This window comes from Pseudomonas sp. NPDC087697, from assembly GCF_044743155.1.
Lineage (GTDB): Bacteria > Pseudomonadota > Gammaproteobacteria > Pseudomonadales > Pseudomonadaceae > Aquipseudomonas.
On sequence record NZ_JBIUVW010000003.1, the window covers coordinates 160,452 to 181,033 of the forward strand.

General features: G+C 57.3%; 22 protein-coding genes. 14 read left to right on the top strand and 8 right to left on the bottom strand.

Annotation, left to right across the window (positions count from 1 at the left end):
- Positions 1 to 49: 49 nt before the first annotated feature.
- Both ACIPIN_RS04145 and ACIPIN_RS04150 read right to left on the bottom strand, forming a co-directional pair.
- Positions 50 to 643: a tRNA-uridine aminocarboxypropyltransferase gene (locus tag ACIPIN_RS04145; protein WP_401115668.1), complete on the bottom strand. Its 594-nt coding sequence runs from the start codon at positions 641 to 643 to the stop codon at positions 50 to 52.
- 13 nt (positions 644 to 656) lie between these two features.
- Entirely contained in the window at positions 657 to 1,550 is an 894-nt protein-coding gene (locus tag ACIPIN_RS04150; protein WP_401115671.1) for a LysR family transcriptional regulator, read from the bottom strand.
- 373 nt (positions 1,551 to 1,923) lie between these two features.
- On the opposite strand from ACIPIN_RS04150, the gene speB reads away from it, so the two are divergent.
- From speB to ACIPIN_RS04175, 5 genes are all read left to right on the top strand, one after another.
- Positions 1,924 to 2,874: an agmatinase gene (gene speB, locus ACIPIN_RS04155; protein WP_401115674.1), complete on the top strand. Its 951-nt coding sequence runs from the start codon at positions 1,924 to 1,926 to the stop codon at positions 2,872 to 2,874.
- Between the two features lie 9 nt (positions 2,875 to 2,883).
- The gene (locus ACIPIN_RS04160; RefSeq protein ID WP_401115677.1) at positions 2,884 to 3,306 is read left to right on the top strand and encodes a YybH family protein; all 423 of its coding nucleotides are present in this window, start codon (positions 2,884 to 2,886) and stop codon (positions 3,304 to 3,306) included.
- Positions 3,307 to 3,361: 55 nt separating this feature from the next.
- Positions 3,362 to 4,873: a purine-cytosine permease family protein gene (locus ACIPIN_RS04165; RefSeq protein WP_401115680.1), complete on the top strand. Its 1,512-nt coding sequence runs from the start codon at positions 3,362 to 3,364 to the stop codon at positions 4,871 to 4,873.
- Positions 4,874 to 5,013: 140 nt separating this feature from the next.
- Positions 5,014 to 6,393 carry a sodium:solute symporter gene (locus ACIPIN_RS04170; RefSeq protein WP_401115683.1) on the top strand — a complete coding sequence of 460 codons (1,380 nt, stop codon included), beginning with the start codon at positions 5,014 to 5,016 and terminating at the stop codon, positions 6,391 to 6,393.
- A gap of 85 nt (positions 6,394 to 6,478) precedes the next feature.
- On the top strand, positions 6,479 to 7,204 hold the full coding sequence (locus ACIPIN_RS04175) for an MBL fold metallo-hydrolase (protein WP_401115686.1): 726 nt from the start codon (positions 6,479 to 6,481) through the stop codon (positions 7,202 to 7,204).
- Between the two features lie 78 nt (positions 7,205 to 7,282).
- Here ACIPIN_RS04175 and ACIPIN_RS04180 read toward each other — a convergent pair whose 3' ends face one another.
- Together ACIPIN_RS04180 and ACIPIN_RS04185 are read right to left on the bottom strand one after the other, a co-directional pair.
- Positions 7,283 to 7,411 (bottom strand): PA1414 family protein, encoded by a 129-nt coding sequence (locus tag ACIPIN_RS04180; RefSeq protein ID WP_009042667.1) that lies wholly within the window; start codon positions 7,409 to 7,411, stop codon positions 7,283 to 7,285.
- A 72-nt stretch (positions 7,412 to 7,483) separates the two neighbouring features.
- Positions 7,484 to 8,419, bottom strand: coding sequence for a LysR substrate-binding domain-containing protein (locus ACIPIN_RS04185; RefSeq protein ID WP_401115689.1), 936 nt, complete (start codon positions 8,417 to 8,419; stop codon positions 7,484 to 7,486).
- 103 nt (positions 8,420 to 8,522) lie between these two features.
- On the opposite strand from ACIPIN_RS04185, the gene ACIPIN_RS04190 reads away from it, so the two are divergent.
- Positions 8,523 to 9,701 carry an MFS transporter gene (locus ACIPIN_RS04190; protein ID WP_401115691.1) on the top strand — a complete coding sequence of 393 codons (1,179 nt, stop codon included), beginning with the start codon at positions 8,523 to 8,525 and terminating at the stop codon, positions 9,699 to 9,701.
- Here the strand turns inward: ACIPIN_RS04190 and ACIPIN_RS04195 are convergent.
- Positions 9,649 to 10,578 (bottom strand): DMT family transporter, encoded by a 930-nt coding sequence (locus ACIPIN_RS04195; RefSeq protein ID WP_401115694.1) that lies wholly within the window; start codon positions 10,576 to 10,578, stop codon positions 9,649 to 9,651. The genes ACIPIN_RS04190 and ACIPIN_RS04195 overlap by 53 nt on opposite strands.
- Before the next feature lie 237 nt (positions 10,579 to 10,815).
- On the bottom strand, positions 10,816 to 11,652 hold the full coding sequence (locus ACIPIN_RS04200; protein WP_401115697.1) for a S1 RNA-binding domain-containing protein: 837 nt from the start codon (positions 11,650 to 11,652) through the stop codon (positions 10,816 to 10,818).
- Positions 11,653 to 12,003: 351 nt separating this feature from the next.
- On the opposite strand from ACIPIN_RS04200, the gene ACIPIN_RS04205 reads away from it, so the two are divergent.
- The 7 genes from ACIPIN_RS04205 to ACIPIN_RS04235 all read left to right on the top strand — a co-directional run bounded on the left by ACIPIN_RS04205 (position 12,004) and on the right by ACIPIN_RS04235 (position 16,863).
- A complete protein-coding gene (locus tag ACIPIN_RS04205; RefSeq protein ID WP_185015272.1) occupies positions 12,004 to 12,192 on the top strand; it encodes a hypothetical protein in 189 nt (62 codons plus the stop codon).
- Positions 12,193 to 12,366: 174 nt separating this feature from the next.
- Positions 12,367 to 13,236, top strand: a complete 870-nt coding sequence (locus tag ACIPIN_RS04210; RefSeq protein ID WP_401115701.1) for a DUF6279 family lipoprotein — start codon at positions 12,367 to 12,369, stop codon at positions 13,234 to 13,236.
- A 96-nt stretch (positions 13,237 to 13,332) separates the two neighbouring features.
- The gene (locus ACIPIN_RS04215) at positions 13,333 to 14,070 is read left to right on the top strand and encodes a DUF899 domain-containing protein (protein ID WP_401115704.1); all 738 of its coding nucleotides are present in this window, start codon (positions 13,333 to 13,335) and stop codon (positions 14,068 to 14,070) included.
- Between the two features lie 90 nt (positions 14,071 to 14,160).
- Entirely contained in the window at positions 14,161 to 14,631 is a 471-nt protein-coding gene (locus ACIPIN_RS04220; RefSeq protein ID WP_401115707.1) for a GyrI-like domain-containing protein, read from the top strand.
- A 243-nt stretch (positions 14,632 to 14,874) separates the two neighbouring features.
- Positions 14,875 to 15,738, top strand: coding sequence for an FkbM family methyltransferase (locus tag ACIPIN_RS04225; RefSeq protein ID WP_401115850.1), 864 nt, complete (start codon positions 14,875 to 14,877; stop codon positions 15,736 to 15,738).
- 577 nt (positions 15,739 to 16,315) lie between these two features.
- Entirely contained in the window at positions 16,316 to 16,600 is a 285-nt protein-coding gene (locus tag ACIPIN_RS04230) for a DUF3077 domain-containing protein (protein ID WP_123427885.1), read from the top strand.
- Complete coding sequence (locus ACIPIN_RS04235; protein WP_401115710.1) at positions 16,597 to 16,863, top strand: short-chain dehydrogenase; 267 nt, start codon at positions 16,597 to 16,599, stop codon at positions 16,861 to 16,863. The genes ACIPIN_RS04230 and ACIPIN_RS04235 overlap by 4 nt, the downstream gene beginning before the upstream one ends.
- A 276-nt stretch (positions 16,864 to 17,139) precedes the next feature.
- Here ACIPIN_RS04235 and ACIPIN_RS04240 read toward each other — a convergent pair whose 3' ends face one another.
- Entirely contained in the window at positions 17,140 to 17,721 is a 582-nt protein-coding gene (locus ACIPIN_RS04240) for a hypothetical protein (protein ID WP_401115713.1), read from the bottom strand.
- A 221-nt stretch (positions 17,722 to 17,942) separates the two neighbouring features.
- Between ACIPIN_RS04240 and ACIPIN_RS04245 the strand changes: the two genes are divergently transcribed.
- The gene (locus ACIPIN_RS04245) at positions 17,943 to 19,382 is read left to right on the top strand and encodes a HEAT repeat domain-containing protein (protein ID WP_401115716.1); all 1,440 of its coding nucleotides are present in this window, start codon (positions 17,943 to 17,945) and stop codon (positions 19,380 to 19,382) included.
- Positions 19,383 to 19,556: 174 nt separating this feature from the next.
- On the opposite strand, the gene ACIPIN_RS04250 is transcribed toward ACIPIN_RS04245, so the two are convergent.
- Complete coding sequence (locus ACIPIN_RS04250; protein WP_401115719.1) at positions 19,557 to 20,051, bottom strand: hypothetical protein; 495 nt, start codon at positions 20,049 to 20,051, stop codon at positions 19,557 to 19,559.
- Positions 20,052 to 20,582: the final 531 nt, after the last annotated feature.

The window sequence follows — 20,582 nt, forward strand, 5'->3', positions numbered from 1 at the left end:
GGGATGCGTACACCTGTAGGAGCTGCCGAAGGCTGCGATCTTTTCGCTTCTAGCCACCATGATTTTTCTGGTAGGTCTGCTCCCCCATCGCCGCGATCTGCCCTTCGATCAATGCCTCGAACGGCTTTAACAACGGCTCGAAAGAGGCCGGTGCTTCGAGGGTTTGCAACGCCTGCACGATCGCTTCCACGGTCGACAACGCCCCCGGCCCCGGCGCCTTGCGCAACCGATAACGCGACACCGCGCCTTCGGTCAGCGTCACTCGGGGCAACGCCGCCAGCAATGGATTGAGGTGCAACAACTTGCGCGCCTTGCGCCAGGTGCCGTCCGGTACTACCAGCAGCAACGGTTGATCGGAGGGCGTATAGGCCTGCAACGGCTGCGCGTCGTCAGCCGGGAATAGCAAGCGGGCCTGATAACCCGGTTGATTCAGCCGTTGCGACAAATCCTCGAACACTTCGCCGACGATCAGTTCGGCATTGTTCAGCCCCAGCGCCGCCAGCCGCGCGGTGTTCAGCGCATGGTTCACCTCGCTCGGATGCTGCAACAGCAACACCCGGGTGCGACTGTCGAGGCAGGGAATCAGCGGGCACAGGCAATGGGTTTGCGGGCGCAGGCAACGGGCGCATTGGCTTCTGGACATACGATTCTCCCGATCAGGCCTGGTTGAGCTGCGCTTTGAGCAGGTCGCGGAAGGTCTGGATCAGCGGCTCACGGCTGCGTCCGCGGCGCACGATCATCGAAAACGGCGCCTGATAGCCGAAAGTGGCCGGCAGCAGCACACGCAAATCGCCCTTGTCGGCCCAGGCCTGGGCGTAGTGCTCCGGCAGGTAGCCGATGTAGGCGCCGGACAGCACCAGAATCAGTTGCGCTTCCATACTTTCCACGGTCGCCGCGCTGTGTTTGAAGCCGTGGCGAGCCAGTTCGGCCTGGCTCCAGTAACCGCGACCGACCATGCGCTGCTGGGTGATCAGTTGCTCGGGAATTCGCCGTTCGGTGAACAACGGGTGGCGGCTGCTGCAATACAACCAGTGCTGTTCGCGATAGAGCGGCATGTAGACCAGCCCACTCATGCGCGTGGAGAACGCACCGATGGCCAGGTCGAGGCGGTTGTCTTGCACACCGAGTTGCAGTTCGTAAGGGCTCATCACCGACAGGTGCAAATGCACGGCCGGGTGTTCCTGGCTGTAGGCACCGATGGCTTCGGCGAACGGCAAGGCCTTGTCGCTGACGGTGGAGTCGATCACCCCGAGGTTGAGCGTACCGCGCAGCTCGCCCTTGAGCGCGGCGGCGTATTGCTCGAAGCCTTCGAGTTCGCCGAGCAGGCGCAGCGTCTCCTGATGGAACAGCTCGCCCTTGCTGGTCAGGCTGAAACCGCCCCGCCCACGATGACAGAGCACCAGCCCCAACGCCGCTTCGAGCTGGCTCATGTAGGTGCTGATGGCCGAGGTCGAGAGGTTGAGCTCCTGCTGGGCATTGGCAAACCCCTGATGGCGCACCACGCTGACGAAGATGCGCAATAGTTTCAGGTCGGGTAAAGCGTTGGCCATGGTGAAGGTTCCGAGTGAAATGCAGTCATCGTCGCGACACAACCCCTGTAGCAGTTGCCGAAGGCTACGTTCGGCCGCGAAGCGGTCGCCATCCAGGCAACTCAATTTTCCTGAAATCTCAAGTACCGCAATCACGACTGCTACGCAGCCGAACGCAGGCTACGCCAGCTGCTACGGGACGTATTCCAGCTTTCATTGGGTGGGAAGTCTAGCGCCCCTCTGGCCATTAGTTTAGAAAAATCTGAACTAAGTATTTGCCGGTAGCGATTCTTCTCCCGCACTGCATTTCGCAGAATCCGCTCAACAGGTGCCTGTGCAATCCCTTTGCGCGGAGCAACCCCATAAATAAAACAATGATGATGAGGCCATACCCGTGGACAAGATTCTTCACCAACCACTGGGCGGCAATGAAATGCCGCGCTTCGGCGGCATCGCCACCATGATGCGACTCCCCCATTTGCAATCCGCTGCCGGTCTGGACGCTGCCTTCATTGGTATCCCGCTGGACATCGGCACCTCCCTGCGCGCCGGCACCCGTTTCGGGCCTCGCGGGATCCGCGCTGAATCGGTAATGATCCGCCCGTACAACATGGCCACCGGCGCTGCGCCGTTCGACTCGCTGTCGGTTGCCGACATTGGTGACGTGGCAATCAACACCTTCAACCTGCTGGACGCCGTGCGGATCATCGAAGAGTCCTACAACGAGATCCTCGAACACGACGTGATCCCGCTGACCCTCGGTGGTGACCACACCATCACCCTGCCGATCCTGCGTGCCATCCACAAAAAGCACGGCAAGGTCGGTCTGGTCCACATCGACGCCCACGCCGATGTGAACGATCACATGTTCGGCGAGAAGATCGCCCACGGCACCACCTTCCGTCGCGCCGTTGAAGAAGGCCTTCTGGACTGCGACCGCGTCGTGCAAATTGGCCTGCGCGCTCAGGGCTACACCGCTGAAGACTTCAACTGGAGTCGCAAGCAGGGCTTCCGTGTGGTTCAGGCTGAAGAATGCTGGCACAAGTCGCTGGAACCTTTGATGGCTGAGGTCCGCGAAAAAGTCGGCGGTGGCCCGGTGTACCTGAGTTTCGACATCGACGGCATCGACCCGGCCTGGGCTCCGGGCACCGGCACCCCGGAAATCGGCGGTCTGACGACCATTCAGGCGATCGAAATCGTTCGTGGCTGCCAAGGCCTCGACCTGGTCGGCTGCGATCTGGTAGAAGTCTCGCCGCCGTACGACACCACCGGCAACACCTCGCTGCTGGGCGCCAACCTGCTGTACGAAATGCTCTGCGTACTGCCGGGCGTGGCTCACCGCTGAGGTTTGACCATGAACGCACGTGATCAGGTTCTCAACGCTGCCGCCGAACTGGTGTCGGCGTTCGCTCGAAATGATCGCGAAGCCTACTTCGGCGCTTTCAGCGCCGATGCCAGCTTCGTGTTCTACACCCTCGAACAGCCGTTGCTGTCGCGCGATGCCTATCAGGCGTTGTGGGACAGCTGGCGCTCCGAGGATGGCTTCGAGGTGCTTTCCTGCACCTCAAGCAACGCCTTCGTCAGCCTGCAAGGGGACGTGGCGGTGTTTGTCCATGACGTGGCCACCGAGCTGCGCATGCAAGGGGAGCAACACTTCAGCCAGGAACGCGAAACCATTGTTTTTAGAAAACAGGTGTCTCGCCAACAACAAGAAGGCCATTGGCTGGCCTGCCATGAACATTTGTCCGCAATGCCGGAAGGGCTGCCCTCCTCTTAGCCAAGACAGGTGACGCTCGCACACGATGAGCGCGCCTCTTTGATCGGAGCTGATCATGAATAACAACAACAAAGAACAAAGCCTTAGCAGCATCGAAACATTCGGGGTCGAACAGATCCCCGACCACGAACGTACCGCAAGTCCGCTGGATTTGTTCCGGATGATCTTCGGTGGTTCGAACACCTTCGCCACCGCCGTGCTCGGCAGTTTTCCGGTGCTGTTCGGTTTGTCTTTTCAAGCCGGCGTCTGGGCAATTGTGTTGGGTGTACTGGTCGGCTCACTGATTCTTGCGCCGATGGGCCTGTTCGGCCCGCTCAACGGTACCAACAACGCCGTGTCTTCCGGTGCGCACTTCGGCGTGCACGGGCGGATCGTCGGATCGTTCCTGTCGCTGCTGACCGCTATCGCATTCTTCTCTCTCTCGGTGTGGAGCTCGGGTGATGCGTTGATCGGCGGCGCCAAGCGCTTGATCGGTATTCCGGAAAATGACCTGACCCTGGCCCTGGCCTACGGCCTGTTCGCGATTCTGGTCCTGACGGTGTGCATCTACGGCTTTCGCTTCCTGTTGTGGGTCAACAAGATCGCGGTGTGGAGTGCCAGCCTGCTGTTCCTGCTGGGTATCTTCGCCTTCGCCGGCCCCTTCGATGCGAACTTCGCCGGTAGCGTCAACCACGGTCAACCCGGCTTCTGGGCAGCCTTCATCGGCTCCACGCTGCTGGCGATGAGCAACCCGATTTCCTTCGGTGCGTTCCTCGGTGACTGGTCACGCTATATCCCGCGTGATACCTCGAAAAGCCGAATCATGGCCGCTGTGGTGATCTCGCAGATCGCTACCCTGATCCCGTTCATGTTCGGCCTGACCACCGCGACCATCGTCGCGATCAAGGCACCGGACTACATCGCTGCGAACAACTATGTCGGAGGCCTGTTGGCCGTGTCGCCGAGCTGGTTTTTCCTGCCGGTGTGCCTGATCGCGGTGATCGGCGGTATGTCCACCGGCACCACCTCGCTGTATGGCACCGGCCTGGACATGTCCAGCGTGTTCCCGCGCCTGCTGTCACGGGTCAAGGCAACCTTGCTGATTGGCGTGCTGTCGATTGCCTTCATCTTCATCGGGCGCTTTGCGGCGAACCTGGTGCAGAGCGTGTCGACCTTCGCCGTGCTGATCATTACCTGCACCACCCCGTGGATGGTGATCATGATCATCGGCCTGCTGGTGCGTCGCGGCTTCTACTGCCCGGATGACTTGCAAGTGTTCACCCGTGGCGAGAAAGGCGGACGTTACTGGTTCCAGCATGGCTGGAACTGGCGCGGCCTGGGCGCCTGGATCCCGAGCGCACTGGTCGGTCTGTGCTTCGTCAACCTGCCGGGGCAATTTGTCGGCCCGTTGGGCGACCTGGCCGGCGGAATCGATATCAGCCTGCCGGGGACTCTGGGTCTTGCGTCGCTGGTGTACCTGGCACTGCTGAACCTGTTCCCGGAGCCGGCGGCCGTGTTCGGGCCGAACGATCCACGCAGCAAGGGCACGGATTCGCTCGCTAAACCGGTCATGCGCCAAGCAGCCTGACTCAAGCACTACCCGTAGGAGCAAGGCTTGCCCGCGATGAACGATGACGCGGTTGAGTTTGATGCACCGAGGCGCCTGTATCGCGGGCAAGCCTTGCTCCTACGAGACTCTTATAAGAAAGACAATCGGAGACACGCTTCATGGCTTTAGATTTATTCGTCGTACTCATCTATGCCGCCGGCATGCTGGTACTGGGCTATTACGGCATGCGCAAGGCCAAGACCCACGAAGACTACCTCGTGGCCGGTCGTAACCTCGGCCCGACCCTGTACATGGGCACCATGGCCGCCACCGTACTGGGCGGCGCATCGACCGTCGGTACCGTTCGCCTGGGCTACGTCCACGGCATTTCCGGTTTCTGGCTCTGCGCTGCGCTGGGTTGCGGGATCATCGCGCTGAACCTGTTCCTGGCCAAGCCGCTGCTCAAACTGAAGATCTTCACCGTTACCCAGATCCTCGAAAAGCGTTACAACCCAATGGCCCGTCAGGCCAGTGCGGTGATCATGCTGGCCTACGCGCTGATGATCGGCGTGACCTCGATCCTCGCTATCGGCACCGTGCTGCAAGTGCTGTTCGGCCTGCCATTCTGGATTTCGGTAGTGCTCGGCGGTGGCGTAGTGGTGGTGTATTCGACCATCGGCGGCATGTGGTCGCTGACCCTGACCGACATCGTTCAGTTCGTGATCAAGACCGTTGGCCTGATGTTCATCCTGTTGCCTATCTGCCTGTACCGCGTGGGCGGCTGGGATGAACTGGTGTTGAAACTGCCGGCGTCCAGCTTCAGCTTCACCACCATTGGCTGGGACACCATCATCACCTACTTCATGATCTACTTCTTCGGCATCCTGATCGGTCAGGACATCTGGCAACGGGTGTTCACCGCCAAGAACGAAAAAGTCGCTCAGTACGCAGGTACCGTCGCCGGTGTCTACTGCATTTTCTACGGCCTGGCGTGCGCGCTGATCGGTATGGCTGCTCATGTGCTGATCCCGGACCTGGGCAACGTCAACAACGCCTTCGCCGCGATCGTCAAAGCTTCGCTGCCGGATGGCATTCGTGGTCTGGTGATCGCTGCTGCCCTGGCGGCCATGATGTCCACCGCCAGCGCCGGCCTGCTCGCCGCGTCCACCACACTGACCGAAGACCTGCTGCCAAAACTACGCGGTGGTAAACAGTCGAGCCTGAAGATCAACCGCCTGTTCACTATGCTGACCGGTATTGTCGTGCTGGGTATCGCGCTGGTTGTGAGTGACGTGATCAGCGCCCTGACACTGGCCTACAACCTGTTGGTGGGCGGCATGCTGGTCCCGTTGATCGGCGCCATTTTCTGGAAACGTGCAACCACCTCCGGCGCCATCGCCAGCATGGGCCTGGGCTTCGTCACCGCCCTGGTGTTCATGTTCAAGGATGGCTTGGATGCCAACACCCCGATCTACTACAGCCTGGCTGTCGGCCTGATCAGCTTCGTCGTGGTCAGCCTGCTGTCCCCTCGCCCTGTCACCGTGGCAAACGCGATCTAACCTCAGGTTAGACGCTATACACCTTTCTTCGGCGGGTGCAGCGTCGGTTGCTGCACCCGTTTTTTTTCGTCTGGAGGAAAGTGCCATGAAGATCGTCAGTCGCGACCAATGGTTCGAAGTCAAACAGCTGAGTGACGGCATTCGGCTGATTCACGAGCCGTACATCCGACCGTTCTACCGCTGCAACCTGTGGCACATTCAGGGCCGCGACAAAGACCTGCTGCTGGACAGCGGCTCGGGCCTGGTCAGCCTGCGCGAGCAACTGCCGTGGATTACCGAACGGCCGCTGGTGGCCGTGGCCAGTCATTGCCATTTCGACCATATCGCCGGTCATCACGAATTCCCCGAGCGGCTGGTGCATCCGGCCGAAGCGCAGATCCTCGCCGAGCCTGACGGCGACAACACCCTTTCAAAGGCTTTTGTCGGCGACGAGATGTTCGAAGCCCACCCCGATTGCCCACTGTGCTACGCCGAATACCGGGTCAAAGCCGCACCCGCCACGGGACTGATCGAAGAAGGCGACGTGCTGGACCTGGGCAATCGAACCCTGCAAGTGCTGCACACTCCCGGCCATTCACCGGGCGGCATCAGTCTCTTTGAAGTCGCCACCGGCACACTGTTCAGCGGCGACATCATCTACGACGGACCGTTGGTCGAAGACGCCTACCACTCCAACCTCGAGGATTACGCCCGCAGCCTGCAACGCCTGCGCACACTACCGATCCGCACCGTGCACGGCGGGCATTTCGGGAGTTTTTCCGGGGAGAAGTTACAGATAATGATTGACCAGTGGCTGCATAAGCACGCTTGAGGTGGGTGCGCTATCGCAGCACTATCGCGCCTCCGACAATGCGGTCGAAGGCTGCGATTTTTTCACGCCTTACCCCTTTTACCGGCGGCGTTGCTGACGTCGACGTTGCTCATCGTCGGTGCGGATTGGCACGGGTTGCAGAGGTGGTTCGATCAAACCAAGCGCGACACCGAGGTCATGGAGCCAGTTTTGCAGTTTCTCTTTCATGGTGCCCCCCTTCAGGGTAGTGCTGAGCGACCGGGTTCTATAGACGCTTCATACAGATAGTAGTCCGAAGTCTTACGCAATGCTCGCCTCAGAAGGCAAAGATCTGTTACCGAATCCATCAAAATCAGCCCCAATCGGGCAGCTACCGCCGAACGCTGCTTGCTGCACTTCGATCCAGGCATTGAGATTGGCGCCGACCATGCCCTTGCGCCACATCAGCCAAGTAGTGGCACTGGCGAAAGGCTCGGCCAGCGGGTGTACGGTCACGCTCTCGCGTCCCGGCAGACTGGCCAGCATCGACTCGGACATCAGCGCCACGCCAGAACCGGCAATCACACAGGCCAGCATCCCTTGATAGGACTCGATTTCCATCGCCCGACCCATGGCCGCGTGATCATGAGCGAACCAGGCCTCCAGGCGCATCCGGTAAGAGCAGCCCTGGCGAAAGGTGAACACCGAGCGCCCCTGCACATCCAGTGCGCTGCGCACCGGCGGATGATCGGCTTCGCTGATCAGCACCAGTTTTTCGTCACACAGTGGCACACCGTCGAGCCCGGCCAGCTGCAGCGGGCCATCCACCAGTGCGGCATCAAGGCGCCCGGTGAGCAGGCCTTCGAGCAACTCGCCACTGGGCCCGGACTGCACTTGCAGGTTCACCGCCGGGTAAGTGCGGTGATAGCGCGCCAGCAACGCCGGCAGATGAATCGCCGCGGTGCTGTACATGGTGCCAAGCACGAAATCGCCGGCCGGTTGCCCGCCCTGCACTGCCGCGTGGGCTTCGTCATGCAGGGCAAACAGCTTGGCGGTGTAGTCCAACAGCACTTTGCCTGCGGGCGAAAGTTGCAATCGCTGACGCTCACGCAAGAACAGCTCTACGCCCAACTGGTCCTCAAGCTGCTTGAGCCGGGTCGACAGATTTGACGGCACCCGATGCAAGCGTTCGGCGGCGCGGGTGATGGAACCTTCCTCGGCCACAGCCTGGAAGATGCGCAATTGACTGAACTCCACACCTTTCTCCAAACAAGAACAAGTTACTCACTATTATTCATTTTTAAAGAAAGTCAATCAGTCCTAGCCTGACGGTCATCGCACCAATGCAGGAATCCTGACCATGTCGCCACTTGTACGCTTACTCGCCAGTTTCATTGCCTTGATGATGGCCATGGGCATTGGGCGCTTTGCACTCACCCCACAGCTGCCGCATTTGCTCAGCGAAGGTCAGATCGACCTGACCGCCGCTGGTCTGATTGCGGCAGCCAATTACCTGGGCTACTTCATCGGCGCCGTGGACGCGATGTTCGCCCGTCGCCCCGAGCAAGTCCGTCAGCGCTTGCTCAGCGGTTTGTGGTTGTGCGTGCTACTGACCCTCGCCTCGTTCTGGGCCAAAGGCTTCTGGCCGCATCTGTTTTTGCGCTTCGGCACCGGCGTGGCCAGCGCCTGGGTGCTGGTGATGATCACCGCGCTGAGTCAGCCATTGGCGATGACTGCCGGGCGTCCAAGGCTCGGCGCATTGGTATTCGCCGGGCCGGGATTGGGGATTTTTCTGACGGGCGTGCTCGCACTTGGCTCGAACCTGTTGGGACAAAGCTCTGCGACCTTGTGGCTGGTATATGCCGGCGTGGGCCTGGCAATGCTGTTAGTGATTCTGCCGATCCTGCCGCAACCGGCCGCGAGCGTGACAATCACACCCACTGCCATCGCGTCAAAGAGTGCCGGAATCTCACGACTGGGTTTGATCTACACGTTGTACGGTCTGGGCTACATCATTCCTGCGACCTTCCTGTCGCAGATGGCCAGCGCGCGCTTTCAAGGTCAATGGCAGGCAGATTTGTTCTGGCCGTGTTTTGGTCTGGCGGCCGCCACCGGTGTGTTGCTGGTGAGTTTGCGCCGGCATAAACCCAATGCCACGCGTCACTGGTTGATCGCAACGTTGTGGCTGCAAGCGGCCGGGGTCTTCGCGTGTCTGTTGGGCAGCGGTCTCGGTCTGGCGTTGGGGGTCATTCTCTGCGGCACGCCGTTTCTGGCCTGCATGCAACTGGTGATGCAACGCTCACGGGAGCTGGCACCGCATGCCACCCAGCGCAACGCCGGCCTGCTGACCGCGTGCTTCGCCGTGGGTCAGCTCAGCGGGCCATTGCTGGCGGCGCTGAGCAGCCACTTCAGTGGTGGTTTGCAACCGGCGTTGATGGTGGCTGGCAGCGGCTTGTTGGTAGCCGGCGGTTTGCTGCTGCGTCCACTCAACGCTCCAGTGCTTTGCGCAAACGACGGCGCACCCACTGTTCTGCGCTAACAAAAGTGATACCGAGCAACACCAGCACCGCACCGACGACGAAGTTGAAACTCAACGGTTCATTGAGCAGCAACACCCCGAAGGTGACACCGAACAGCGGTGTCATGAAGGAGAACACCGCGAGGTTCGACGCCAGGTAACGGCGCAGCAGCCAGAACCACGTCAGGTAGCTGAAAAACGACACCACCAGCCCCTGGAACAGCACGCTGGCCACCGCCACCTCAGTCAGGTGGACATGGGTGATCTGCCCGCTCAGGGCGGCAATCAGCAACAGGCCGAGAAAACCGACGATCAGTTGGTAAAACAGGGTCAAGGTCGCCGGAGCTTCCGACAACCGTGAGGCGCGCACTACCACGGTAGTCGCGCCCCAGGCAGCCCCGGCCAGAACGCCAAATGCATCGCCGAGCAGCATGCGCCGGTCCAGATTGTCCCAGGACACGCCTCCGGCAAATGCCACGGCAATCCCGATAAACGCCAGCAAGATCCCCAGCCATTGCAGTGGTCGCAAACGCTCGCTTGGCAGCAGCCAGTGCACACCCAATGCGGTGAAGATCGGTGCGGTATAGAGGAACACCGACATGTGTGCCGCTGTGGTCAGTTGCAGACCTTCAGCGATGAACAAAAACTCGATGGCAAACAGGCTGCCCGCCAGCAAACCGCCGCGCCAGGTACTGCCGACCTGGTCCCAGCCACCCTTCCAGCAGACCAGCAAACCCACCAGCAACGCGGAGATTCCGGAACGCCCGGCGGCCTGCATCACGGGTGCGATGTCCGCCGCCGCCCATTTGATCATGACCTGCTGAATACCCCAGACCAGGCACAGCCCCAGCATCACTTGCAGAGCAAAACCATCGGCGCTGCGCCGAGTGGCAATCACGACAACGCCTTGCACATCCATAAACACATGGCAGTTTCTCGACAGCAGGCAAAAGCCCCAAAACGGGGTAAAAAAGAATGCTGTAAATTATTAATCAAACGTCTGAAAAGATCGCAGGCTTCGCCAGCTCCTACACTCATCGCCTGTAAGAGCTGCCGTAGGCTGCGATCTTTTGATCTTGCCCCCGCCGAGCAGCCGTAAAAGTGAAGAACGCAGTCTTCGGTGGGCGCAAAGGCATCAGCTCAGCTCAATGCGATCCGCGTGAATGACGATCTGGCCGTTCTTGTAGAGCGCGCCGATGGCCTTCTTGAAGTTGCCCTTGCTGACACCGAACAGGCTGCTGATCAGCGCCGGGTCGCTCTTGTCGCTGACCGGCAAGGTGCCGTCGTTGTCGCGCAACTTGGCGAGAATCTTCGAGTTCAGGCTGGTGGCGGCTTCTTCACCCACGGGTTGCAGGCTCAGGCTGATCTTGCCGTCGGCGCGGATCTCCTTGATGAAGCCCTTCTCTTCCTTGCCGGCACGCATGAACTTGAAGATTTCGTTCTTGTGGATCAAACCCCAATGCTTGTTGTTGATGATCGCCTTGAAGCCCATGTCAGTCGCTTCGGCCACCAGCAGGTCAACTTCCTGGCCCGGCTTGTAGTTGGCCGGGGTTTTGTCCAGGTAGCGATCCAGACGCGCGGTCGCGGTGATGCGGCGGGTATGCTTGTCGAGGTAGACGTGCACCACGCAGTATTCGCCAGCGGTCATCTGACGCTTTTCTTCGGAATACGGCAGCAGCAGGTCCTTGGGCAGACCCCAGTCGAGAAACACACCGATGCTGTTGACTTCAACGACTTTAAGGCTGGCGAAATCACCGACCTGAACTTTCGGTTTTTCCGTAGTTGCGATGAGTTTGTCATCGCTGTCCAGATAAACAAAAACGTTCAGCCAGTCTTCATCTTCACTGGGAATATCTTTTGGAATATAACGATTAGGCAGAAGGATTTCGCCATCCGCGCCACCGTCCAGATATAAACCAAAGTTAGTGTGTTTAACCACTTGCAAGCTGTTGTAGCGCCCGACTAAAGCCATTTCCAATACCCTCGTTGCTTGGGCGCCATTCTACCCGGTTTTGCCGGCGCCGTTGGGTGACCGGCTTGCTTGCGAAGAAAAATCCGCTGCGAGGCTCATTTTTCCTGGGTTCTACGCCAGAGCAGAGCCCGCTCGTCAGACCGTTCAGACGGTTTTCGCTGACATCGGTAAGCCATACGCGATATTTTTCACGCCTGTGTTCTTATTTAAAACAGTAGCTTAGGTGGTTATTGCGAACAGCAACTTATGATTAATCGACACCCGCCCTCGGTTATTTCAGGCAGATATTTACCAAGCAATTGTCAAGTATTTCCTGTACGATGCCTGGCCAAGTTAATTTTCTACAGGTTAATGGCCGCCATGCGTGTAAAAGCATCCAACAGCAAAGCAAAGCCAGCTCCAGCCGTTGAAACCAGCGAATCGATCAACGATCAGATCGCTCTTTTCCTTAAGTCCGGCGGCGAGATCCAGCAAATTGCCAAAGGCGTCAGCGGCCAGACATTCGGCCCGTCCAAGCAGATCACTCTGGGCAAAAAGTAATACCCCCTCGCATCACCCTGGTCCCTAAGCGCTTTGAGCTTCGAAGCGCTAGGACTGGAACCCTCCCCCTCAGCAACATCCTTCAAGACCAAACGTGTGTTCTATTGATCAGCTGAACGGCCAGGTCCATCCTGCGTGCAGATACCAGAACTACGCCCTTGCAAGGATTGGCTCATGTCGCGCTGGTTGAAACACCTCGCTCTGTTCCTGACCCTGTGCCTCTCACTACCGGCCTGCAACCGCGTGGGCCTGGCCTATCGAAATCTCGACGTAATCATTCCCTGGACGCTCAACGACTACCTGGACATGAACAGCGAGCAGAAAGACTGGCTCAACGAACGTCTCAAGGAGCACCTCAATTGGCACTGCTCCACGCAGTTGCCCGGCTACCTCGACTGGCTCGGTCGCTTGCAGCAGATGGTCGAAACCCACCAAGTCACCGACGCCGCGCTGCAAGCCAGAATCCTCGAAGCCAAGCAAGCCATCGCCCAGACCGCCCTGGAAATCACCCCGTCGGCGGTCGAGTTGTTGCAGGGTTTGAATGACCAACAGGTCAACGAGATGAAGCAGGCCTTCGCCAAAGACCTGCGCGAGCGTCAGGACAAATACCTCAAACCGTCGCTGGCACAGCAGATCAAACATCGCAGCGAACGAATGGACAAGCGCCTGGGTGACTGGCTCGGCCCACTCAGCAATGCTCAGGAGCAGCGCGTTGTCGCCTGGTCCAACACGCTGGGCGAGCAAAATCAGCAATGGATCGCCAACCGCGCTCATTGGCAGGCACAGTTCAGTGCAGCAGTGGAACAACGTCAGAGCAGCGACTTTGCGCAACGCATTGAAACCCTGCTGGTCGATCGCGAGAGCCTATGGACCCCGGCCTACCGCGAGGCTTATGCCAACACCGAAGCCCAGGCGCGTAGCCTGATTGTCGACCTGATGACCGACAGCACTGCCGATCAACGCCAGCACCTGCTGAAGAAACTCGACAAGGTGCGCAGCGATTTCAGCGCGTTGAAGTGCTTGAAGGCGGCGCGAGCCTCTTAAATACCGATAACCGACCAGCGCTTTGTCGATTTACCCGTCGGCCAAACGACTACGCTGTGTAAGCCATAAAACGCCAACCTCGCAGGAGGGAACGTCATGAACAGCGTGCAACAGCACAAGGTCGTGTCCCGAGAAGAATGGCTCGCGGCCCGCAAACAGCATCTGATTCACGAAAAGGCCTTTACCCGGGAGCGCGACAAACTCAGCGCCGAACGTCGCGCACTGCCCTGGGTGAAGGTCGACAAAAACTATGTTTTCGAAGGCCCCGACGGGCGGCAAAACCTCGCGGATCTTTTCGGTGGCAACAGCCAGCTGATCATCTATCACTTCATGTTTGCCAAGGGTTGGGAAGAAGGCTGCCACGGCTGCTCGTTTGTCTCGGATCACATCGACGGCGCCAATCAGCACCTGGCCCACCATGACGTCTCGCTGGTGGTGGTTTCCCACGCGCCATTGACCGAATTCCAGGCGTTCCGCAAACGCATGGGTTGGCAGTTCAAATGGGTCTCATCGGCCGGCAGCGACTTCAACGCCGACTACAAAGTGACCATCAGCGAGCAAGAACTCGCGGACGGCACCGCGACCTACAACTACGAAAAAAGCACCAGCACTGAAGGTGAACTGCCGGGGCTGAGCGTGTTTTATCGCAACGACGCCGGCGAAATATTCCACACCTACTCCACCTATGCTCGCGGGCTGGACTTGTTGGTCGGCGCCTATAACTACCTCGACCTGACGCCCAAGGGCCGCAACGAGGAGCAAGGCATGAAATGGGTGCGTCATCACGATCGTTACGAGACAGCGCCGAGCGCCAAACACTGTGGCTGCGAGTAACTCTGCCGGCCCCTCGCCCCAGCCGGGGCGAGGATGCACCTCCCTTCACTACAAGGCTCGACACTCAAAGATCATTAAAGGACACCCTTGATGAACGTCACCTTGATAGAACTGCCACCCGCCCGCGTCGCCTACCTGCGCTACACCGGCCCTTACGGCCCAGGCATTGGTACCTTCTGGCGCGAGACTGTCGCCCCGTGGATGATCGAAAACGATCTGCTGAACAAGGTGCGCTATGGCATCGGCCATGACGACCTAAGCGTCACCCCGGCCGCGCACTGCCGATACGACGCTTGCGTCGAGGTCCCGGAGGGTTTCAATGCGGCCTTCCCGTTCGCCGTCACCACCCTGCCCGGTGGTCTTTACGCGGTGGCCCGCTTCAAAGGTCCGGCCTTGCACATTGCCGCGGCATGGGGCGAACTCTGCGGTCAGTGGATGCCGGCCAGTGGCCTGGACTACGACAAACGTCCCAACTTCGAACGCTACCCAGTGGATGCTTCCTACGATCAGAAGAGCGATGTGATGGAAATGGACATGTGTGTGGCGGTGAAGAAGCGCTAAGACCTGCGCCTGTTGATGTACCTCCTCACGCAGGCGTGCTCAAGTCTCTCCAAGGTTTTACGGGAGCTTGAGCCGTGCCTCACGAGACATAGGCCATCAGGTTGATCTTGTTGCCATTGACTGATTGCCACTCTCAAATTTTAGCGGTAGATGACTCAGACAACGCGGTCTCTTCTCGACGACAAATAGCCATCAAAATGATATTTTAACGCCATCATCCAGAGGAGATTCAGCGCAGTGGATATGGCCGGCATGCAACCAAATACTCGAATGACAGAGACGGTAGTCACAAAAAACAACCATTCGCTGAAAGCATTCAAAGATGACCTGATCACTCAAAAAATAAAAAAAAGGGGCATTTATGAAGGTTTGCCACTTTCGCTTGTCGCCAGAATCCTGCAAAAAATTGAAAACGCTGTGGTCCTGGATATCGGAGCGAATATTGGCAATCACACCTTGTCGTTTTCTCTGGATGCCGCCCGGGTCTACGCTTTCGAACCCGTCAAGGCCACCTTCAACCTGTTGAAGGAAAACATAGAACGTAACCGCATTGACAATGTGACCTGCTTTAACTACGGACTCTCGGACACCGATGCTTCGGCAGAAATATTTGTTGATGAGACCGGCAATATAGGTGGCTCGAGCATTGAGTACAAAGGCCAGAAATCCTGCGCCGAAGTCATCCAGCTTGCCTGTGGCGATAGCTGGGCCGAATCATTGGCCGGCACTATAAATAAAATCGACTTTGTCAAAATAGACGTCGAAGGGCATGAACCCAAAGCACTCAAAGGCCTGAAAAATACGCTACTGAAGTTTCGACCGCTCGTCATGCTCGAATATAACGATAAAGCCAATATCGAAGCCTTCAAAAAGATGAACATATTTGACTCATACTTTCCGGACTATCAGATATTCGTCCTAGGCAACAGCTTTGACCCTGAGTATTACGAACAGCGAAGCCTGGCTAAAGTGAGACGCTTTGTGGCTCGTACCGTAACCAGAAAATCCGTAAAGCTCTACGCTTTCGATCCATCAAGGCTCTATCACAACCTGTTGTTGGTCCCGAAAGAGAAGGTTTCTTTCCTGGCGCAAAAAGATTTGAAGTAAGCCACTTTCGGGCTTCAGCGTACGAAGATAGGGCGCGCGGTTTTCCTGGATGAAGAGTCAGGTTCTGAGTCGACGGGAAAGCCGTGGTTTCCTCTAATAATGGGTGTCTCCTTTTTGCTATCAAACAGGACGATTTTATCTTCGACAACCTTGCTCAGGCGCCGGTAAATAAATCAGCCCCCTTTCCCTGTTAATCCCGCCCAGTTGCGTTCATCGCAACCGGCGATCGGTATCTGCGCGCACGGCAACTGTCAGTCTCGGAACAAACCTACAAACAAACCACCTGCGTCGGACCTTAGGGCGATTGACTGCCACAGCCTCACTCCCTATCCTCGCGCCTGTCACGACTCATTCGTGATCGGGTTTGACGGCCCGTATTTTCTTACGACGTGCATAGCCTCTCTCTGCTCGAGCACTTTTGTGCCCGCTGCATTGCATATGGCGACTGTGCGCGGGGCACCTTCGGGTGCGCCGGTGTTCGTGAGAGCCGGTCCGTCAACCCACGCACAGTTGCCACCCAATATCGTTTGACGGCGTTTTTTGTGGCAGCTCTTTTGAATCTCACGGAGCTACACCCATGACCGATCCAACCACAAAATCCACCCCCTTCGCCCGCTGCGACCACGTCGACCATTACCTGTTCGCCGTTCAACCCGACATCCCGTTACTCGACGCACTCGAACATGCTTCGGTCTACCTGAGCTGCGCCGAAGCCCTCGCCCATCAAGCCCCCACCGCCACCCGCCCGGAACACATCGTCTCGTTACGCTGGGCCAGCCAGCAGATGCTCGGCACCGCCCGATCATTGGTCCAGGCTTCGATCGACGGACTGCACGCCGCCCAACCGGGAGATGACGCATGAACCCGCACATGCCGATGACCAACAACGATTGCGACATCCCGGTGCTGCTGGTCGCCACCCAAGCGCCGCTGGATGTGCTGCACAGCAATGCCGCGACGCGGTTTCTGGCGGTCACGCAGATGATGGAAAGCCTGGCCAGCCTCGACATTACCCATGCCAAAGGCGCAGACGTGCAGCAAATCGCCCACGCAGCGGCCATGCTGCTGCGTGATGGCTGCGATGTGATGGATGTATTGGGGCGCCAGATTCGGGCGCAGCACTGAAGTAACGCATAGGCTGTTCCCGCACGTTGCGGGGAAGCCAATTGCGCCTCACAGCCGTGCGTGCAAAATCTTGCAAAACGATGGTGCTCAACGCCGTACCCCCGCGATAACCATGTACCTCATCGCGGGGAACGATTTATTTGAGAGTAAGGCTCGTTTTCAGAGTGGGCCCAATGATGGAGCCTTCTAAGCCGCGATCAATCTGCTCCAAAAAGGGGACACCCATTAGCCTTGACTTGAGACCGGCTAATGGGTGTCCCCCTTCTCGCTCAGCAACTAGCGTGAAGGAATATCCCTGATGTCGGACACGATAAATGTCGGCAAGGTACGGATATAGAAAGGCTCCACGTCAGAATTATCTTTGTGGGTCAGCGCCGCCACCATCGTCTTCATATTGCGAAGCTGACCAAATGCACCGGCAGGCTGCAGCCCCTCGCGAGCTTGGGAGAAATGCAACACTTCGGTACCAGCCTTTTTGACCTTGACCTGATAACTGAAATCAACACTGGCGAGGATCGTATTGTCGTCGACGATGACCGACACCAATCCACCATTGGAGTTGCCGATCCGACGCTTGTAGACGGTGTTCACATCCAGCAGGTAATCGGCACTTTCCTTGCTCGTCGCATAGCGATTAGCGCTCGACAATTGACTGATCAGCTCAACGCTGAGCTGCTCGCGCAACGCGTCTTGCGGCATAAACCGCTCATTCTTGCCGACCAGTTCAACGTCGAAGTTATCGATCCAATAGATGGCGGTCGCCGGGATCTGAACCGGTGTGGGGGAGATGTAGTAAGCCGGTTTGGAGGCGCAGCCGGACAAAAATGAGATTGCCAAGAGTAGAACCAATACACGCATGTGAGTTCGTCCTTGAGGAGGGTTACGTTAAATTAAGAGTGGGATTTTACAAACACAGAAGGGACTGATTTGTTTACGGCGACAAACGCCTTAATCGGTCTTTGCGCGATCAAACTGATAATACTAGATAGCCATCATCGACTCGTAACGATATCCTTGCCCCTCCCAATACATACAAGCTGCGAGTTCTGTCCGACAGCCTCCGGCCACAAGGACAAACCATGGACGCCTTCCAGGGATGGCTCAAACGCATCTTTAATCGCACCGCTCATACTTCTCCCACCATTGCACCACGCGACGAGACTCCCCTCCCAGAGGACGTGCGCAACGAAGACCTGCGTACTGACGAAGAGATTCGCCGCGACCAAGCGATGGCCGTGCTCAGCACGGCTCAGAGCACCGGCGATTGGTGCGCTCTGAGTCGTCATCGTAATGGATTCGTCCGCGAGGCGGCCGTACGTCGGCTCATGCAGATTGAGGGCCGCGATGCACTCGCAGCGTTGATCGACAACTTGAACGACTACGTGCCGCAGATTCGCACACTGGCCAGCGATCATGTGCAGCGTTTTCTCGATCCACAACATGCAGTAATGCTGATTCAGGTACTGGACCCATTCATCGCCCTGGTCCAGAAAAACCGTATCAATCACCAATCCACGCTGACAAACGTCATTCGTATTCTGGCGGCGCCTTCGGTGCGAAATACCAGCCTTGAAGCGTTCAAGGCAACGCATGGAAAACCAGCACGCCTGCTGCTGGAGATATTAGAAAAGGCGTTTGCGCATGATCTCGCCCACGTGCTGGAAATAGCCCTGAACCATCAGGACCCATCGGTCCAACGCATGGCATTACAGGCAAGCCTGCAGTTGCCCGACGCACAGGTACAGGCTCTATTGCTCGGTGCATTAACCAGTCACGCCGCTAATCTTCGAGTGAATGCTCTGCGCGCTTGGTTGAATCTGGCAAACACCTCAGATCAGACTCACTGCGTTTTGAAAAGAGCGTTGTTCGACGCTTCGACCTCGGTGCGTTTCCTTGCATGTTGGGCGTCGTCGAAGTGGCAACTAGACAGTCGAGAGGTGTTGCAACAACGCCTGCAAGCGCCATTACCGACTACCCAACGCGAATGGATTGGCTTGATCGGGTTGGCTCGAGAGCTGAACGAACCGCAGGCCAGAGAGATGCTCGAGTCAGCTGTCGAGTATTCCGCCCCGAGAGTTCGTGCGCAGGCTTTAGAGACATTAGAACAAGTGTGTGGCGAAGCTTCGTTGCCTGCACTGATACGCGCACTGGGCGACCCCTCGCCTCGTGTGTTCCGTGTTGCAGTTGAAGTATTGAGCAAACAATCCAGTCCGGCGGTCGATGGTCCGGTCTCGGATCTGCTCGAGTCCAGCTCACGAACGCTCAGTCATGAGCAGCGCCGGGCGCTGGTCGGCATCAAGGCAAGCTGGGAACAACTCAATTACTGGATGCGCGGTTTGAGTCAGGCCGACACCGATTACGTCGACTGGTTGGCTGAAATCAATAGATGGTGTGAGACGCGCCACAAGACGTCGGACTACACGACACCCAAAGCCCTGCGCCTGCAATTGTTGCACGCACTTGGTGAACTCGAGAGTCAGGGCAAAGTAGCAGGTGGAACCGTCGCCAGTTTGCGCTGACGTCAAACTCAATGACATAAACCGGACACTGTCCGGTTTTTTATTGCCTCGACTTTTGCATCGATGGAACAAAAAAATGGGACACCCATTAGCCTTGACTCGAGACCGGCTAATGGGTGTCCCCTTTTCGTAGGAAAAACGTGGTCTGTCCCCGTTTATACACGTTAAGACTCGTTAAGACTCGTCTTTGAGTCTTTCGAGCACTGAGATTGTATTTTTCTCAGGCAAAACAAAATAAGCGGAAAAACCTGTGAATAACATAGCTACAAAAAAAACCGCCACGAGTAAAAAACCATAGCCAGAAATATAAGTCTTCTGCCCTCCACCGTTAATCACAAGAATAATAAGCAACCCCCATAGCGAGGCCACAGCACCACCAATTATAGAAATAGTCCGCAAGGCACTTGTCGTTTTTCTAACTTTCCTTACCACCACAAAAAAACCCAAAAAAGAAAATGGAATAATAAATACCAACTCAGCCATGAGCGGAGCCATGACAAGCACCAACATACCTTCAGCCCCTCGCACCTCACCTAACAAGCGCGGATTACTAACCAAATGAAAAATCGTTACTATCAGGGCAACGACCCCAACTACAAATCCCGAAACTAATGGGCACAGCACAAATGCTGTAAAAACCTTCATAGACGGATATCGTTCATTACTCATGGCGCACACCCTTGCGTCGAATTATAACCTAGCAGCTTGCAACCAAACTCCACTCTGGACTTATAATCCAAAATATCGATCCCGCCCTCCATCCCTTGCTTATCACCCGAAAAGTACTCAACAACATGATTAGCAAGACTATTAGTATCAGTCATATAATTAGAAAGACCCGTAAAATTTTCAGAAAATAAATAAATTTGTCCCCTTTTCGCCTGTCACCGCCTGAGTGTGTTGTAACCGGGTCGTCTGCCAAGTGAGCCCGCTGGGACTGGACGTGCGTGGTGCACGAGACACAGTTCTGTGACACGTTTTGGACACATTGGCGGCATCAACGTTTCTCTGGGGCAGTTCACTGCCAGGGCGGTGCATGCAATACCGCTACCGCTTGATCCACATGGGTGTCAGGCACGACTCGGTCGTAGCCAATGACGAGGAAACGGATTCGACGGGTTCAACCAAGTAGGTTGAGATAGAGGGAAAACCCTGCAGTTAAAAACTGCAGGGCGAGTTGGCTTTTAGCCTTGACTCGAT